Source organism: Bacillus sp. FSL K6-0972 (assembly GCF_037976035.1).
Lineage (GTDB): Bacteria > Bacillota > Bacilli > Bacillales > Bacillaceae > Bacillus > Bacillus haynesii.
Map to the genome: position 1 here is coordinate 4,036,270 of NZ_CP150260.1, position 16,623 is coordinate 4,052,892.

The window sequence follows — 16,623 nt, forward strand, 5'->3', positions numbered from 1 at the left end:
AATATCTATACACAGGTTTATTCACTTATACACAGTAAATTGTGAATAAATCTAAAAAGTTCACTCCAATACATTGAATCTTTGAAAATTATTTCTATATATAGAAGGATTTTTTTGAAACTGAGAGAATATTTTAAAAGTTCGCAACTCTAAGGATTACAAAGAAACCATTTATCCATAAGGGGGAAAACAGATTGAGAAAAAGTATCGTGCGCTATTTTGTTATGGCTTTTATTCTATTATTTGCGTTATCCACATTCCTCACCGGAGTGCAGGCAACATCCATTCCTGATAAGAAATCGCCTGAGCTTGAGAAAGCTGAAATCTACGGTGATATTGATGTGACGTCTGATAAACAGACGACGGTTATTGTGGAGCTGAAAGAAAAGTCGCTTGCCGAAGCAAAAGCGGATGGGGAAAAACAAACGAAAGCTTCTTTAAAAACCGCTCGAAGCAAAGCGAAAAACAAAGCGTTGAAAACACTCAAAAAAGCGAAAGTAAACCGCGAATACGACCGTGTATTTTCGGGCTTTTCAATGAAACTGCCGGCCAGTGAAATTCCGAAGCTGCTCGCCGTCAAGGAAGTTAAAGCAGTTTATCCAAACGCAGCTTACAAACCTGACAGCATAAAAGGAAAAGACGTGACACTTGCAGCAGATGCTATTTATCCACAGATGGATAAAAGTGCACCGTACATCGGAGCGGATCAGGCATGGAAATCGGGCTATACCGGTAAAGGCATAAAAGTAGCCGTTATTGATACGGGCGTTGATTACACACATCCTGACTTAAAGAAAAATTTCGGTCCATATAAGGGGTATGACTTTGTTGATAATGATTATGATCCACAGGAAACACCGACAGGCGACCCGCGCGGGGGAGCGACTGATCACGGCACTCATGTTGCGGGGACCATCGCCGCAAACGGACAGATTAAAGGCGTGGCGCCTGAAGCAACACTTCTTGCTTACCGTGTGCTCGGCCCCGGCGGCTCAGGAACAACCGAGAACGTGATTGCCGGCATTGAAAAAGCCGTTGCGGACGGAGCAAAAGTGATGAACCTCTCACTGGGAAATTCGCTGAACAGCCCTGATTATGCAACAAGCATCGCACTGGACTGGGCGATGGCCGAAGGGGTTGTCGCCGTTACATCAAACGGGAACAGCGGTCCGGAAAACTGGACAGTCGGCTCGCCGGGGACTTCAAGGGATGCGATTTCCGTCGGCGCCTCACAGCTTCCGTATAATGAATATTTTGTGACGCTTCCTTCGTATTCGTCAGCAAAAGTGATGGGATACCAAGAGGAAAAAGATCTTGAAGCATTGAACGGTCAAGAGGTGGAGCTCGTTGAAGCCGGCATCGGACAAGCTGACGATTTCACAGGAAAAGATGTGAAAGGAAAGGTCGCGGTTATCCAGAGAGGCGTCATTCCATTTGTGGATAAGGCCGAAAATGCCAAAAACGCCGGCGCTGTCGGAGCGGTGATTTACAATAATGTAACAGGGGAAATCGAGGCCAACGTCATGGGGATGGCCGTACCGACTGTCAAATTGTCAAAAGAAGAGGGCGAAAAGCTTGTTCAACAGATCAAAGAAGGGAAACGCTCCGCTGTTTTTTCTTTCAAATTGGACAAAAAGCTGGGGGAAACGATTGCCTCCTTCTCGTCCCGCGGTCCTGTCATGGATACATGGATGATTAAACCTGACGTTTCAGCGCCAGGCGTCAACATCGTCAGCACCATTCCGACCCACGATCCGAAAAACCCTCACGGTTACGGTTCAAAGCAGGGGACAAGCATGGCTTCCCCACATGTCGCGGGAACGGCAGCCATTTTAAAGCAGGCCAAACCGGATTGGACGCCTGAGCAAATCAAAGGCGTGCTGATGAATACGGCGGAAAAACTGACGGATGAAAACGGAAAGCCTCTCCCTCACAATACGCAAGGAGCGGGCAGCATCCGTATCATGGAGGCCCTTAAAGCCTCATCGATTGTAACGCCGGGCAGCCATTCATACGGAACATTCCTGAAAGACAAAGGAAAACAAACGAAAAAACAAGCGTTCGCGATTGAAAACCTTTCTTCATACAGAAAAGCCTATCAGCTCGAGTACTCCTTTAAAGGAGCGGGCATCACGGTATCAGGAACGGAACGAGTCGTGGTACCGGCCAATCAAACAGGTAAAGCAACGGCAAAAGTAACCGTCAATTCCGCCAAAACGAAAGCAGGCACATATGAAGGCACGGTTTACGTCCGTGAAGGAGGAAGAAAAGTCGCCGAAATCCCGCTCCTATTGATCGTCAAAGAGCCCGACTACCCGCGCGTCACATCCGTGACGGTTGAACCGGGGGCAAAACAGGGCGCTTACACGATCGAAGCCTACCTGCCGGGCGGCGCTGAAGAGCTCGCATTTCTCGTCTATGATGAAAACCTGAACCTTCTCGGACAGGCCGGCGTTTACAAAAACCAGGGCAAAGGCTATCAATCTTATCAATGGAACGGCAAAATCAATGATGCCGCATCCCTTAAATCCGGAAAATACTATATGCTTGCCTATGCATCCGCCAAAGGAAAATCAAGCTATGTCTTGACGGAAGACCCTTTTATCGTCGAATAATGACAAGCCTTGTTGAGAACCACTCAACAAGGCTTTTTTATGTTAAAATACGGATAATGCGTTCAGGAGAAGCTCCCCCTTCTCTTCAAAACGTGAAAAAAGCAAACGGAGGACCTCGTATATATGCTTTCTTTTATCGTATTATTCGGCTTATCCTTCATTATTGTCTGCTTTATATTTTTCACGATTTTGTACTTCGCCGTCAACCTGCAGAAGCGCGAGCCCAAGCCATTTCAAAAAGCTGCAGAGCAAACCGTCGATACCATCATCCTCGTTCCGCTCAGCTGGCTGTTTACCGCTTTATACATATGCATTCTGTTTATTCTTTTCCCGATCCGCCATTTTCTCGATTTTTTTCAGCAAAAACGCTAATTTGACTGATGAAACGCTTTGGCCAGCAGCCGGTATGAATCCAGCCTGTCTTGAAAATCGTGAGTGATCGTCACCGCCATGATTTCATCCGTTCCGTAAGCGCCGGCCAGTTCAAGCAGCTGTTCCTTCACTTGCTGCGGCGTCCCGATAACCATCCGTTTTCGATTGTCTTCCACTCTCTTTCTTTCATAAGGAGAATATTGATATGACAGGGCCGTTTTCAATGATGGAAAGCCTTCGGTCACCATCCCCTGTTCATTGGCCAATAAAGAGAAATCCAAGCTTTTGGCAAGGTTCTCCGCTTTCTCTTCTGTTTCAGCGCAAATCACAAATACAGCAACGATCACGTTTGGCTGTTCCCCCAGTATAGAAGATTCGAACCTCTCTTTGTAAAGTCTGGCCGCCTCTTCTCCGCCTTCACCGTTAATAAATTGGGCGAATGTATAGGATGCCCCTGTTTGGGCGGCAAGCCTTGCGCTTTCCCCTGAGGAGCCGAGCAGCCAAACAGCGGGCGCTGTGGCGACGTTTGGCGATGCGGTCAAGTTGGGAAAGCGGTGATGTTCATCGGCTTGATCGTATAAATATGTGACGAGATCCTGAATTTGTTCGGGATATTGGTCAGCCATCCGTCTTGCTCCATTTTGAAGAGCCATGGAAGCGATCGGCATCCCTCCCGGAGCACGTCCGACACCGAGATCAATCCTGCCGGGCGCAAGTCCTTCCAAGACGCGGAAGTTTTCTGCCACCTTGTAGGCGCTGTAATGGGGAAGCATGACGCCGCCGGATCCTATACGGATCTTCTCTGTTTTAGCCGCAAGATAACCGATCAGAACCTCCGGACTTGATCCTGCCAAGTTCCTTGAAAAATGGTGCTCAGAAACCCAAAATCTCTTGTATCCGAGCCGCTCCGCCGCTTGCGCGAGTTCCACCGTATGTTGCAAAGCCAGTTCAGGTGTGCTTCCTTCAGAAACAGGAGTCTGATCAAGTATGCTTAATGACAACATCTTTTTCACCCCAAATCTTCGTTTACTTTTCCTGCGCAAAAAGAAATAATAGTATCATGGATAAACTAAAGGAGCTCCCAGTACTGATGAATGAGACGAAGCAAAAAACGCACCCGCCAGCCGTAGAAGAACGCTTTGCAAAAGGCTGTTTATTCGGAATCCTTTTCAGTCTTCCCTTTTGGCTGATGTTTTATCTTTTCCTTCAATACATGCTGACAAGATAAGTCCCCTCCGAGTCGGAGGGGAGGTTCCTTACCTTTTGTTCAAACCTTTTCCTTTAACGAATTCATTCATATACGCACGCGGCGGGTTTTTGAGGCTGCCGGTGATCTGGTCTGTCCATTTGTCAGACCGTTTGCCGTCTGTCCGCTTTTGGTAATAGTTTGAAATCGTTTCGTCATATGCGGACAATTGCTTTTCAAACTCGGCATCGTCCGCTTGATAGGCATTTTCATGATAAATGTGATCAAGCGGCAGACGCGGTTTTTTGGCCGACGGGTTGGCCGGATGACCGACGACAAGCCCGAACAGCGGAAGAACGTATTCAGGTGTTTCAAGAAGCTTCGAGACTTCGTCCAAGTTATTGCGAATCCCGCCGATATAGCAGATGCCGAGGTCCATTGATTCGGCCGCTATTGACATATTTTGAGCGGCAAGGGCTGCATCGATGACGCTGACCATAAAGGTTTCCGTCCCTTCAAGAGAAGCTGTGATATCTACACCCTTTTCCCGGGCCATTTTGTCATGCCGGTAAAGGTCTGCACAAAATACAAACAGATGGCCGTTTTTTTCAACATATGGCTGATTCCCGGCCAATTCTGCAAGCTTCCGCTTCTTTTCCGGATCGGTGACACCGATGATCGAATAAGCTTGAATATAGCTGGACGTCGATGCGCTTTGAGCGCTCTCCACAAGCAGGCGAACCTCTTCTTCGGTCAGGAGCTGATCTGTAAAAGACCTGATCGAACGGTGATTTAAAATAGTTTCAATCGTTTTATTCATCCTTTTACCTCCTCAACCTTTATCATATCCAATATATGCTTTTCTCTAAAGCAAAACGGTTTGGCGGACTGCAAAAGGATTCAATTTCATATGGTAAAATGAAAGAATCGTCTTACTATTTTTGAAGCGGAAAGGGAGATGACGGTGAAGTCCGTAATTGAAGAATTAGATGCATTATATCCGGAAATGATCGAACTCAGGAGACATTTTCACCAATATCCGGAGCTTTCCCATCGCGAGGTCAATACACCGCGCACCATTGCAAATTACTTGGAAAACCTCGGGATTGGCGTGAGAACGAATGTCGGCGGCCAAGGGGTCGTCGGTCACATTAAAGGCGGCCGCCCCGGCAAGACGGTCGCCTTGAGAGCCGATTTCGACGCTTTGCCATTACAGGATCAAAAAAATGTTCCGTACCGGTCGACTGTCCCCGGCGTCATGCACGCTTGCGGACACGATGCCCACACGTCGGCTCTCCTCACAGCCGCAAAAGCCCTGGTAAAGCATCAAAAAGACTTGAAAGGAAATGTCGTGCTGATCCATCAATTCGGTGAAGAGGTCACACCAGGAGGCGCCAAGCCGATGATTGAAGCGGGCTGTCTCGAAGGCGTGGATGCCATTTTCGGGACCCACATCTGGGCTCCGATGCCCGTCGGTCAAGTCGGTGTTACATCAGGCCCGATGATGGCAGCCGCTGATAAATTTAAAGTCACGATATCCGGGCGGGGCGGACACGGAGGCGCGCCTCACCTAACGACAGACGCTTTAATAACAGGAGCCTCAGTCGTCAACCATCTCCAGCAAATCGTCAGCCGCAGAATCGATCCGACAGAAGCAGCCGTCTTGTCGATCGGAACGTTTCATTCAGGTCAGGCATTTAACGTCATCGCTGAAGAAGCGGTCATCGAAGGAACGGTCCGCACCTTTTCAAAGCATGTCCAGGAAACGATCATCGCCGAGATGGAACGCGTCATCAAGGGCGTCTGCGACAGCAATGGCGCTTCGTTTTCACTCGACTATGAAAAAGGCTACCCGCCTGTCGTCAACCATGAAAAAGAAACGGACATCGTCCGCCAATGTGCCAAACGAATCGTCGGCCCTGAAGCCGTCATCGAACTCGAACCGAATATGATCGGCGAAGATTTCTCTTATTATCTTGAACATGTCCCTGGATCATTCTTTTTTACCGGCGCGGGCAATCCGCAGACTGGAGCCGTTTACCCGCACCATCACCCGATGTTTGACATCGATGAAAAAGGCATGCTGAACGCGGCGAAAATTCTTGTGTCGGCGGCTCTAACATTTTTAAACCAAGACTAAAGACAGCCTGATTTGGCTGTCTTTTTTTATTTAAACATATAGCCTTTATATTTTGTCAGCTGGCAGCTGGCGTTATAAACGATCGCATAGCCGATCAAAGCGGACAACACAGAGCTCCCTCCGTAGCTGATGAACAGAAGGGGAACGCCCGTAACCGGCATCAGTCCGACGTTCATTCCGATATTTTGGAATGTGTGGATGACAATCAACGCCGTATATCCAACACAGAAAAACGAAGCAAACTTGTTGTACGGGTGTATTTTATCGATCAGCACAACAAGCCGGTAAATGAAAAGGAAAAACATGATGACGACAATTGTACAGCCAATAAAGCCGAAACTTTCCCCGATGACGGCAAAGATGAAATCGGTTTGGCCTTCAGGAACGTATACTTTCAAATTGTTCATGCCCATCCCGAAGATTTCTCCAGAGCCGATCGCCGTAACGGCCTTTTCGGTCTGATACGTATCGTTCGCGTCCTGCTGGCTCGAATCGACCCATGTCATCACCCGGTTGATCTGATATTGCTGGATATGCAGCGTATCCTTTGAAAACTCCGGAAAATTGATCACCAAAAACAGAACGAGCAGTACGAGGGTGATTCCTGAGCCAGCCACTATGGAAATCAGCTTCCAGTTTACACCTGATAAAAATACCATAACGGCGACAAAGAACATGCAAATACCGGCCGTACCGGCGTCCTGCATTAAAATCAAACCGACCGGAACCACCGATACCCCTGCGATTTTCAGCAACAGGCGAACATCCTCCTGCATCGAGCGCGAGCCTTTCGGACTTGCTTTAGAAATCACCGAAGCCAGCATCATAATCAGGCCGATTTTCATAAATTCCGACGGCTGCAGCGTGATCGTACCAAATTGAAACCAGCTTTTCGCTCCTTTGATAACCGGGGCGATTGACGGTGGACTGAACTTTAAGACGATCAATGACAAGATACCGAATAAATATATGTAAATGCTTAACTTTTCAAGCTGCTCCAGATCAAAATAGAGAAAGCCGACGATCACCGACATGCCGAGCAGATAAAAGAACAATTGCTTTGCCGGATAACCCTTCGGTGAAAAAGACGGCTCTGCAGCGTAAACAGCGATCACACTGATCAAAAAGAACATGGCTAATATAAAAATCAAATCTCCCTGATAATAGGGACTTGTCGTATTTTTCTTCTGGCTCATTATACCCCGCCTTATTTCTTCATCAAAAGCACTAACTTTCATTATAGCATGAACAATCGTTCACATTGTGAAAAAGGGTGAATAAAATAACAGCCTGTATTCATCAGGCTGTTATTTGAACATATAGCTTTGATACTTTGTTAACTGGCAGCTTGAATTGTAGACAACCGCGAAGCCGATCAAGGTTGCTACGACTGAACTGCCTCCGTAGCTGACCAAAAGAAGAGGAACGCCGGTCACGGGCATAATGCCGATATTCATACCGATATTTTGAAAGGTATGAATGACAATTAAAGCGGTAAAGCCTGCACAGAAAAATGAGGCAAACCTGCTGAACGGATGTATTCGGTCGATGAGCACGACAAGCCGGTAGATTAAGAAGAAAAACATAATGACAACAAAAGTGCATCCGACAAACCCGAAACTCTCGCCGATGACGGCAAAAATAAAATCTGTTTGCGCTTCAGGAACATAGACTTGAAGATCGCTTACACCATTTCCGAATACTTTTCCCGAACCGATCGCCAGCTGCGCCCTTTCGACCTGCATTTTATCGTCGGCATTCTGTTCGCTCGGATTGACCCAGGTCATGACGCGGTTGATTTGGTATTGTTCAACCCCGAGTGCTCCAGCAACATCGGGAAATTTGATGATGACATATAAAATCAAAACAACGGCTGCAAGACCCGTTCCGAAGATAAGTGAAATCAATTTCCAGTTCACGCCCGACAGGAATACCATTACAAGAATCACAAACGCGACGATTCCGGCTGTACCCGTATCCTGTTCTAAAATCAAGCCGAACGGAACAATGATAATACCGGCGATTTTCAGCAGAAAGATACAGTCTTCTTTCAACGTACGCTTGCCGACAGGCCCGTTTTTCGACATGAAGGAAGCCAGGTACATAATCAGCCCGATTTTCATAAATTCCGAGGGCTGCAGCGTAAACCCGGGAAGCATAAACCAGCTTTTGGCACCGTTGATGACCGGCGCAAACCTGTATGATCCGATATATGCCGGACTGAACTTTAACACGATCAGCATCAAAATGCCGAGCAGATAGAAATAAAAGCTGAGCTTTTCAAGCTGCTCCAAATCAAAATAAAGAAACACGATGATGATAAAGGCCCCCAGTAAATAGTAAAGGGACTGTTTCATCGCAAAAGGTTCATTATATTGATTAAACTGCTGAGCGGCATACACAGCCACAACGCTTATGATAAAAAAGACAATATAGACAAAAATCAAATCCCCCTGATAAAAGGGATTTGTAATATTCTTTTTCTGACTCATTCGAAATCCCGCCCTTATAATATGACACGATGAAATAATCCAGGAAGACGCATCCGCTTCCTCACAAATGATATGACGTACAAAAGAACAAAATGTTTCGATTTTATTGCGAACAAATTCCTATTCTATTTTAAAGGATTTTTCCAACTATTGTCGAATGTGATAAATTCATTGATTTTTGATTAATTTGTATTAAAATGAGTAATGTTGCATAAAATTAAACTTTTGCCTCCGGCAGAAGTGGTACAGAATCACCAATTCATAAGGAGTTTTTCATTTTGGATAAAGCACTTCAAAAGCGTAAACGGCTTGATCTCATAAAATTTTTGGTCCCTTCGCTTATCGGAATTATTCTGTTTATGATTCCTGTTAAAATTGAAGGAAATTTAACGATTCCGATTGCTGTTTTTTCGAATGCATTGCAGAAGCTGCTTCAGCAGCAATTGCCGTTAATCATGACGGTCATCGTAACCGCAACATTTATCTTAACCTTTATCACCAAAACCTTTCATCCGGCTTTCATTAAAAAAAGCGAGTTCTTCTATAACCTGCTGAATGTATCTTTATTTTGGTATATCGTCCGCCTGTTCGGCATGATTTTCGCAGTGATGGCGTACTTAAAGATCGGACCTGAAGCGGTTTATGCCAAGAGTACCGGCGGAACATTATTATTCAGCCTGCTTCCCGTTCTTTTCTCCGTCTTTTTGTTTGCAGGCCTGTTTCTGCCGTTTCTGTTGAACTTCGGCTTGCTCGAACTGTGCGGCGCTTTGATGAAAAAGCTGATGAGGCCAGTCTTTAAGCTGCCGGGAAGGTCATCGATCGATTGTATGGCTTCATGGCTCGGCGACGGCACGATCGGCGTGCTCCTGACAAGCAAACAGTATGAAGAAGGGTTCTACACGAAGCGTGAGGCTGCCGTCATCGGCACGACTTTCTCAGTCGTCTCCATCACGTTTTGCCTCGTGATTATTTCACAGGTTAACCTTGCTCATATGTTCGTTCCATTTTATTTGACGATATTGCTGGCTGGTGCCGCAGCTGCGGTGATCAGCCCGCGGATTCCTCCTTTATCAAGAAAGGCTGATACTTATATTACAGATCAAGCGGATCATGATCAAGAGAAGATTCCCGAAGGATACACTCCGTTTCAATGGGGACTCAGCCAGGCTGTCGCAAAAGCAAAACAGAATACAAGCGTCAAAGATTTCTTGCAGGACGGAGCCAAAAACGTGCTCGATATGTGGATGGGCGTCGCTCCCGTCGTCATGGCCCTCGGCACAGCCGCACTGATTGTCGCTGAATATACACCGGTTTTCAAATGGCTCGGACTGCCGTTCATCCCACTTCTCGAACTGCTGCAGGTCCCTGAAGCCGCTGAGGCCTCACAAACGCTTGTCGTCGGGTTTGCCGACATGTTCCTGCCGTCTGTGCTCGGAAGCGGGATTGAAAGCGAAATGACCAGGTTCATCATCGCCTGTGTATCGGTTACACAATTAATCTACATGTCCGAAGTCGGCGGTCTTTTGCTCGGTTCCAAAATCCCGGTGACTTTCCTTGACCTCGTCTTGATTTTTCTCGTTCGGACGCTTATTACGCTGCCTGTCATCGTACTGTGTGCCCACTTTATTTTTTAGACAAATAAAAGGCTCCCGGCGCCAACGCCGAGGGCCTTTTTTGTTTAGAAAAAATCGTTGATCCAAGGGGTCTGCGGCCTTATCGTACGATCCGCCTGTCCGCTTCTTCGCTTCCCTAAGCCTGCCGGCCTCCGTATAGGAAACGCGCGGTTCTTGGCTAACTTTCGCATGATCAATCTCCTCCACACATGTTCCCTATTCACTTCTTCTCCCCTTCACCCTTTATGTCCTACTGAAACAACGTAAAAATTGAGCCGATAGTTGGAGCGGAAAATGCTTTCCAGTATGTATCATTTTTCGAAGAACGTGGTATAATAAATGTAACAGAATGTTCACAAAATATTCTCCAATTAGACACAATTGATGTTTCATTCCGCTTTTTTTGACAGCGCTATCATTATCGAAAGGGGCTGAAAACGCATGGATATGTTTTTCGCTTACTTGCTGATTGCAAGCGCCACTCCTTTATTTTTATGGCTGGACAACAAAAAGGTCGCAATTTCTTCTATTCCGCCGATCATTTTAATGTGGGTATTCTTCTTTTTCTATATGACCAGCAGCCTTTCTCCTACAGGACACTCTCTCATGATCGTACTCTTTATTCTCAACGTTGTCATCGCCCATGTCGCCGCTTTCATCATTTACGGACTTCCATTGATTCGAAAGCACATGAGCCGATAAAAAAAGTGCCGGTTTTTCCGCCGGCGCTTTTTTTGCTGTAAAAGATACAGTTATCGATCAAAGTTAAATGTTGAATGTGAGTAATCTTTGATGAATGTTTGATACCGGCCGCTGAAGTCAAGGAGGTGGTATATGTTTGATTTTTCCGCAAACCGCTTTTGGTTGTCTCTGGCCGGATAATAAACGGACATACCGCTTCCTCTCGGGTGCTCCGGAGACTTGATGTTCATGATGACCGCCTTCTTGACGGATTTTACGACCTCTTTTGCTTCTTTTTCAGCTCCGATCTGCTGACCGATCAAGCTTGACAAATCCGCCAAATCAACCATATCCGATTCATCTGCATAATCTTCAGCAGCGAGACGTGCATAGTGAAGCATGCGCTTTCCATCCGGCTCTTTCAATGCCCGATTCATGCTTATGCTCAATCTGTCGAGGGCATCAACAGCGGCTTTGACGCGGTTCAATTGAATGAAAGACTGCTGCAGGTCTTCTGTTTCACCGTTTTCTTTTGACTGCTGTATGTAGCCTGCGGCGATTTCCCTGCCAAGTTCTTTCGGATCGATGGAAGGGTCTTCTTGTACAGACTGCAGCGCCCTTTTGTAATCCCAGCCGTTTTGATTCGTATAGTCGACTGAAGCCAGCATGTACTTTCCATAATCCTTTAAGGCATATGCCGTTTCAATCCCGGCCATTTTGCAGTTGTCAAAACCTATTAAATCAAACTTTTGCTTCGTATGTTCATAGGCTTTTTTGATTCCCGACTGGAGCTCGCTTACTTTCATTTTCTTATTGCCGAAGTTTTCGTCTCCCCCGTAGCCGTCAACGGAGCCAAGCCCATGCCCCCAGAAGATCAATACATATTTTTTAGCCGGGTATGTTTTGACTCCCCACGTGATAAAATCTGTGACGGAGCTGGGACTGTCCATATTTTTCTTCCCGATATTTTCGAGGGACACCAGCTTCTGATGTTCGACTTTCCATCTCTGATTCACCTTGTGACTGATCGACGGGATTGCCCATTTTTTTGCTCCCCCTGTCTGAAGAACGACATTGACGTTTGAAGATGAACCGGCATCCATCATTTCCTGAATATCATCGCTTGCCATATGAAAATCGCTTTCCATGTCAGATCCAATCATATATACAAGAATGGTATAGTCATCCTTTTCTTTTAATAGAGCGGCTGAGGCCGGCTGAAAAAAGGCGACTGAAATAACGGAAAAAACAATCCATTTGATCAAGTTCATCGTCTTATGCTCCTTAATTAAGATTCCGGGAAATAAATAAGAGAATAGTAGCCGTCCTCATCCGGCTGATCGTGTTCCAATGAATATCCGACTGATCTGAAGCACGCTAAGCACCTCTTGTTATCCTCTTCAATTCCGGCAAACCACTTGTTGATCCTGTTCAATTCCGGCAATGCCATCGTCCTTTTGATGAGCGCTTTTCCGTATCCCCCTCCGCGCAAAAACGGATCGACTAAAAGTGCAATGTTCCCGGTCGAATCTTCCTCAACTTCAACCATGACAACGCCGACTGGCTTGCCTTCCTTTAAAGCCGCCCATACCCGGTAGTTTTCATTCCCACCTGCAAAATTGAACCACTCGTCAAGTGGCATCATCCCTTCCAGCCGCCTTTTCACTTCTGCATCCTCAAACCAGGTCTGCAGCCATTCAATATCTTCTTTTCGAAACAGACGAAGTTCTTCTATATTGCTCATTGCTTTCTCCTTTACTGCTCGTATTTTTCAGCTTGCAGGCGATACAGCTCTGCATACTGTGCCTGATTTTTCATCAACTGTTGATGGGTTCCGGCTTCCGCCACCCTTCCTTTTTCTAAAAATACGATGTGGTCGGCAAAACGGGCCGTGCTTAACCGGTGCGAGACAATAATGACTGTTTTTCCTTGCGTCAGCTTTTGCAGCTTATCAAATATCTCTTCCTCAATAAATACATCCAGCGCAGAGGAAGGTTCATCAAATATCAAAATGTCGGCAGACTCATCACGCATAAATGCGCGAGATATCGCGACCCGCTGCCATTCTCCTCCCGACAAATTCCTGCCGCCGAACAGTCTGCCAAGCTCTGTTTCATAGCCGTCTTCAAGCTTATGCAAAAACTGATCCACTCCGCCGAAGGCCGAAGCACTTTTTATTTTAGCCAAGTTGGAGCAAGAAGAAATGTCGCCCAGGCCAATATTGTATTTCAATGTCATTTCGTACCGCAAAAAATCCTGAAACACAGCCGCGGCATTTGACCGGTAATGTTCAATATCATACTTATAAAGCGGTAAACCATTATACGAGATCGTGCCTTGATTGGGATCAAAATAACGCAGGAGCAATTTAACGAGTGTGCTTTTGCCTGATCCGTTTTCTCCCACGAGAACGGTCGTCTTATTCAATGGAATATCGAGCTTACGAATATCAAGAACCGTTTTGGTTCCAGCATAAGAAAATTCCACTTGATCACATGTAAATCCTTTTTGCTTTTGAGCAGCTGGCGCGGTTTCCCCATTTTCCATGGAATTGTTGCTGTTTAAAAAAGAATGCACATTTCCCAGGTGCCTTGTTTCTCTTGCTCCGATCGCAAACGCAGCGAACATTTCATTGATTCCTTCATTGAACTGAACCGCGGCTCCGATAAACAGCATCACATCCCCGATGGATAACACTCCATGAAAAGCCTGGTGCACGATGTAAATCAGGACAGCACCTGCGGCCAAAGATTGTAATACCGACCAGAACAACTGATAAAGCGCCAGTTTTTTTTGATCGTTGGACAGCGTATGGAGGAGCTCCATCGAAGTGTTTTTATAAAAAGATTTAAAGAAAGGAACAAGATTGTATATCTTGACCTCGCCGGCTGTTTCAGACATGAGAGGGACACCTGCATAATATTCCGCGCGCCGCCTCAGTTCCTGAACCTCTTTCCGTCCTTCAAAGGTCGCGTTGTTTAACTTCGCCTCCCAGTACAGTTTGGGGACGGCCAATATGAGAAACAACAGCGGCACCCACGGTGCAGACATGCCAATCAATAAACTGCTGGCTGCAATCATCACCATTCCGCCGAAGGTTTGAGACACGATGGATACCCACATCGTGACAAAATATTCATTATAGCGGATGATTTGTGTATTGGTATGAAAAGATGCGTCTTCAAAAGCCGCGATATCAGGAATGGAAATTGCCTTTTTCATAAGCATTTCATCAAGATAAGCTTCGAGCTTGGCGGTAAGGAGCCTTTTCTGCATTTCAGCCACAGGCTGAAGGGCATCTACGATCAGCGTAAAAGCAATGTATGCAAAGGACGCCCAAACCAGTGTATTCCAAGAAGACAGCTCAAACGGCGCCCGTGCAATCTCATCGATAACCTCTGCGCTCAGCCAGACTAGGAGCGGTCCGAGCATAGCGCCAAGCAAGGTGATCAAAAACAGAACCGCCGATTTAAAAGGATCGCAGCGCCAAAACAACGTTAAACCGTAAAATATGATGGAAGCGGTTTGAGACAGCTTTTTGAAAAATGAATGAAACTTCAGCAATATACCTCATCCCTCCCCTGAAACGATTTGGCCTGCATGCGGAACATTCTGCTGTATTCCCCGTTTTTGTCCATGAGTTCCTGATGGCTTCCCTCTTCCGCGATTCTTCCGTTTTTCAAAACCAGTATGCGGTCAGCCATTTTTACCGTACTGAACCGATGGGAAATCATGATCACCGTTTTTCCCTCTGTGAAGCTGTGAAACTGCCGGAAAATATCATACTCAGCCCGAATATCCAAAGATGCGGCCGGCTCGTCCAATATGACAAGTCCGGCATCTTTCATAAACGATCTGGCTAAAGCGATCCTTTGCCATTGACCTCCCGAAAAATCGGTTCCGCCCCATTCAGGGCCGATCATCGTTTCCAGCCCTTCAGGCAACTCTTCGATGATCGGTTCCAGCTTGGCAGCCCGGGCGGCGGCGCGAAGTTTTTCCTCATCACCTAAAGCTTCCGTGCGGCCTATCGCGATATTGTGTCGGAGTGACAATTCGTACTTGCCAAACTCCTGAAACACGACCGCCATCCTGTTTCTCAACTCATGAAGATCGACCTGGCGGATGTCTTTCCCGTTCACTTTAATCTCACCCTCATCATATTCATAAAAGCGGCAGAGCAGTTTGATGAGCGTTGTTTTCCCAGATCCATTCGCCCCAACAATGGCAATTCTTTCTCCCGGTGATACAGAAAAGCTGATTCGATTCAGAACATCGCCTGTGTGCATGGCATCTGATTGAGGCTGCTCGTCGTGTTCCCTCATCTCTTCATCCTCAAGTTCATTGAGCATATCCAAATCTTCCTCATCCGCATCAGCTTCATTTACCCGGGAGCCGGCAGCCGCTTCTCTGAAAGGATAGCGGAAGGTTACATTTTTGAATTCGACTGCCAGCGGTCCTTCGCCCTCGAGAGATTCGCCATTGGAGGGAAGCCTGATATCCTTTTCTGCGTTCATAAAAAGAAAAAAGTCTCTTCCCATTCTCCATATATCCAACGTATCTGCACCTTCTTTGGCGATATCCCGAAGAGCCGTTGATAATTGAAACACAGCCCCTAAGTACAGCGATATATCCCCCACAGAGAAACTGCTTGAATGGGATTGGGACAGAATCCAAAAGTACCCCAAACCCGTTCCGGCCCCCGATAAGAAACCGGTTAAAACCGACCAGCGCGCGCTTCTGACTTGAATATTCCGCAGCACAGAATATAAGCCTTTAAAAGCAGATTGATATAAATCAAGAAAGAAAGACCCCAGGCCAAACAGGCGTACTTCTTTTGCCGATCGTCTCCCGAGCAGAATGTGGCGCGCATATGCAGCCCTCCTTCTGACAGGGGCGTAATCCTTGTGATATTCCCATTCCATTTCATTATAATGATTATGGACAAAAGCAAATGGAGCGGTCGACAAAATAAGGATGAAAGCAAGGACGGGCGACAGATAGGCGATGATCAAAACGACGCCCGCCAAAGACATAATGGCGGTCACCAAGTTCGAACTAATATTAATGAATTGGGAAGGTAGCCATGTCGAACGATCCCGCAGTGTTTCCAGCCGGTCCCTGTACTTTGGATCCTCAAAAAAGCGCATCCCCGGAATGCGGTCAAAAGCGTCGATTAACAAGCTGTTGACTGTGATCATCGACCTCTCAGAAAGCATTGCCTTTACCCATTTTTCCAATGATTTAACGACACTGATCATGACCAAGCTTCCCGCATAAATGACAGCCCATATTTCCGCATGGATGACGGCTTCCTGCTCGACAATGCCGTCGATCATTTCCTTTGAAGCGTACAATTGGATTAAAGGTGCCCCGGCTTCGATCAGCATGAAGAAAACCATGCAAATCATCAGCCACGGGCCGGATTTCCAGACCATTTTCCCAAGCAGGCCCGCCGTTTGCAGCGGCTCTTGGATATGCTTCATCTTCCACACATGCTTCACCTTCATTTTCTATACCTATTGTG

Annotated in this window: 14 protein-coding genes; 6 read left to right on the forward strand and 8 right to left on the reverse strand. The window is 46.5% G+C overall.

Annotated elements, in window-relative coordinates:
* The first annotated feature begins 194 nt into the window (after positions 1-194).
* Together MKX80_RS20570 and MKX80_RS20575 are read left to right on the forward strand one after the other, a co-directional pair.
* On the forward strand, positions 195-2,615 hold the full coding sequence (locus MKX80_RS20570; RefSeq protein WP_339227528.1) for a S8 family serine peptidase: 2,421 nt from the start codon (positions 195-197) through the stop codon (positions 2,613-2,615).
* A 123-nt stretch (positions 2,616-2,738) separates the two neighbouring features.
* Positions 2,739-2,987, forward strand: a complete 249-nt coding sequence (locus MKX80_RS20575; RefSeq protein WP_154998707.1) for a hypothetical protein — start codon at positions 2,739-2,741, stop codon at positions 2,985-2,987.
* Here the strand turns inward: MKX80_RS20575 and MKX80_RS20580 are convergent.
* Positions 2,984-3,991, reverse strand: a complete 1,008-nt coding sequence (locus MKX80_RS20580) for an LLM class flavin-dependent oxidoreductase (RefSeq protein ID WP_268342611.1) — start codon at positions 3,989-3,991, stop codon at positions 2,984-2,986. The two genes, MKX80_RS20575 and MKX80_RS20580, sit on opposite strands and share 4 nt — an antisense overlap.
* A gap of 86 nt (positions 3,992-4,077) precedes the next feature.
* On the opposite strand from MKX80_RS20580, the gene MKX80_RS20585 reads away from it, so the two are divergent.
* Complete coding sequence (locus MKX80_RS20585; protein WP_182069893.1) at positions 4,078-4,215, forward strand: hypothetical protein; 138 nt, start codon at positions 4,078-4,080, stop codon at positions 4,213-4,215.
* A 28-nt stretch (positions 4,216-4,243) separates the two neighbouring features.
* Here the strand turns inward: MKX80_RS20585 and nfsA are convergent, their stop codons facing one another.
* A complete protein-coding gene (gene nfsA / locus MKX80_RS20590) occupies positions 4,244-4,993 on the reverse strand; it encodes an oxygen-insensitive NADPH nitroreductase (protein WP_154998703.1) in 750 nt (249 codons plus the stop codon).
* 144 nt (positions 4,994-5,137) lie between these two features.
* Between nfsA and MKX80_RS20595 the strand changes: the two genes are divergently transcribed.
* Positions 5,138-6,313 carry a M20 family metallopeptidase gene (locus MKX80_RS20595; RefSeq protein ID WP_326086165.1) on the forward strand — a complete coding sequence of 392 codons (1,176 nt, stop codon included), beginning with the start codon at positions 5,138-5,140 and terminating at the stop codon, positions 6,311-6,313.
* Between the two features lie 26 nt (positions 6,314-6,339).
* Here MKX80_RS20595 and MKX80_RS20600 read toward each other — a convergent pair whose 3' ends face one another.
* Together MKX80_RS20600 and MKX80_RS20605 are read right to left on the reverse strand one after the other, a co-directional pair.
* The gene (locus tag MKX80_RS20600) at positions 6,340-7,509 is read right to left on the reverse strand and encodes an FtsW/RodA/SpoVE family cell cycle protein (protein ID WP_234112384.1); all 1,170 of its coding nucleotides are present in this window, start codon (positions 7,507-7,509) and stop codon (positions 6,340-6,342) included.
* Between the two features lie 111 nt (positions 7,510-7,620).
* A complete protein-coding gene (locus tag MKX80_RS20605) occupies positions 7,621-8,805 on the reverse strand; it encodes an FtsW/RodA/SpoVE family cell cycle protein (protein WP_182069889.1) in 1,185 nt (394 codons plus the stop codon).
* Positions 8,806-9,083: 278 nt separating this feature from the next.
* Between MKX80_RS20605 and MKX80_RS20610 the strand changes: the two genes are divergently transcribed.
* On the forward strand, positions 9,084-10,439 hold the full coding sequence (locus MKX80_RS20610) for a YjiH family protein (protein WP_268293743.1): 1,356 nt from the start codon (positions 9,084-9,086) through the stop codon (positions 10,437-10,439).
* A 420-nt stretch (positions 10,440-10,859) separates the two neighbouring features.
* The gene (ywcE, locus tag MKX80_RS20615) at positions 10,860-11,120 is read left to right on the forward strand and encodes a spore morphogenesis/germination protein YwcE (RefSeq protein WP_020453353.1); all 261 of its coding nucleotides are present in this window, start codon (positions 10,860-10,862) and stop codon (positions 11,118-11,120) included.
* A gap of 50 nt (positions 11,121-11,170) precedes the next feature.
* On the opposite strand, the gene MKX80_RS20620 is transcribed toward ywcE, so the two are convergent.
* The 4 genes from MKX80_RS20620 to MKX80_RS20635 are packed head-to-tail and all read right to left on the reverse strand — an operon-like array spanning position 11,171 to position 16,582.
* Positions 11,171-12,370 (reverse strand): clostripain-related cysteine peptidase, encoded by a 1,200-nt coding sequence (locus tag MKX80_RS20620; RefSeq protein WP_182069887.1) that lies wholly within the window; start codon positions 12,368-12,370, stop codon positions 11,171-11,173.
* 17 nt (positions 12,371-12,387) lie between these two features.
* A complete protein-coding gene (locus MKX80_RS20625) occupies positions 12,388-12,843 on the reverse strand; it encodes a GNAT family N-acetyltransferase (protein WP_154998691.1) in 456 nt (151 codons plus the stop codon).
* A gap of 11 nt (positions 12,844-12,854) precedes the next feature.
* Positions 12,855-14,663 carry an ABC transporter ATP-binding protein gene (locus MKX80_RS20630; RefSeq protein WP_268342610.1) on the reverse strand — a complete coding sequence of 603 codons (1,809 nt, stop codon included), beginning with the start codon at positions 14,661-14,663 and terminating at the stop codon, positions 12,855-12,857.
* Positions 14,657-16,582 carry an ABC transporter ATP-binding protein gene (locus MKX80_RS20635; protein WP_268298745.1) on the reverse strand — a complete coding sequence of 642 codons (1,926 nt, stop codon included), beginning with the start codon at positions 16,580-16,582 and terminating at the stop codon, positions 14,657-14,659. The genes MKX80_RS20630 and MKX80_RS20635 overlap by 7 nt, the downstream gene beginning before the upstream one ends.
* Positions 16,583-16,623: the final 41 nt, after the last annotated feature.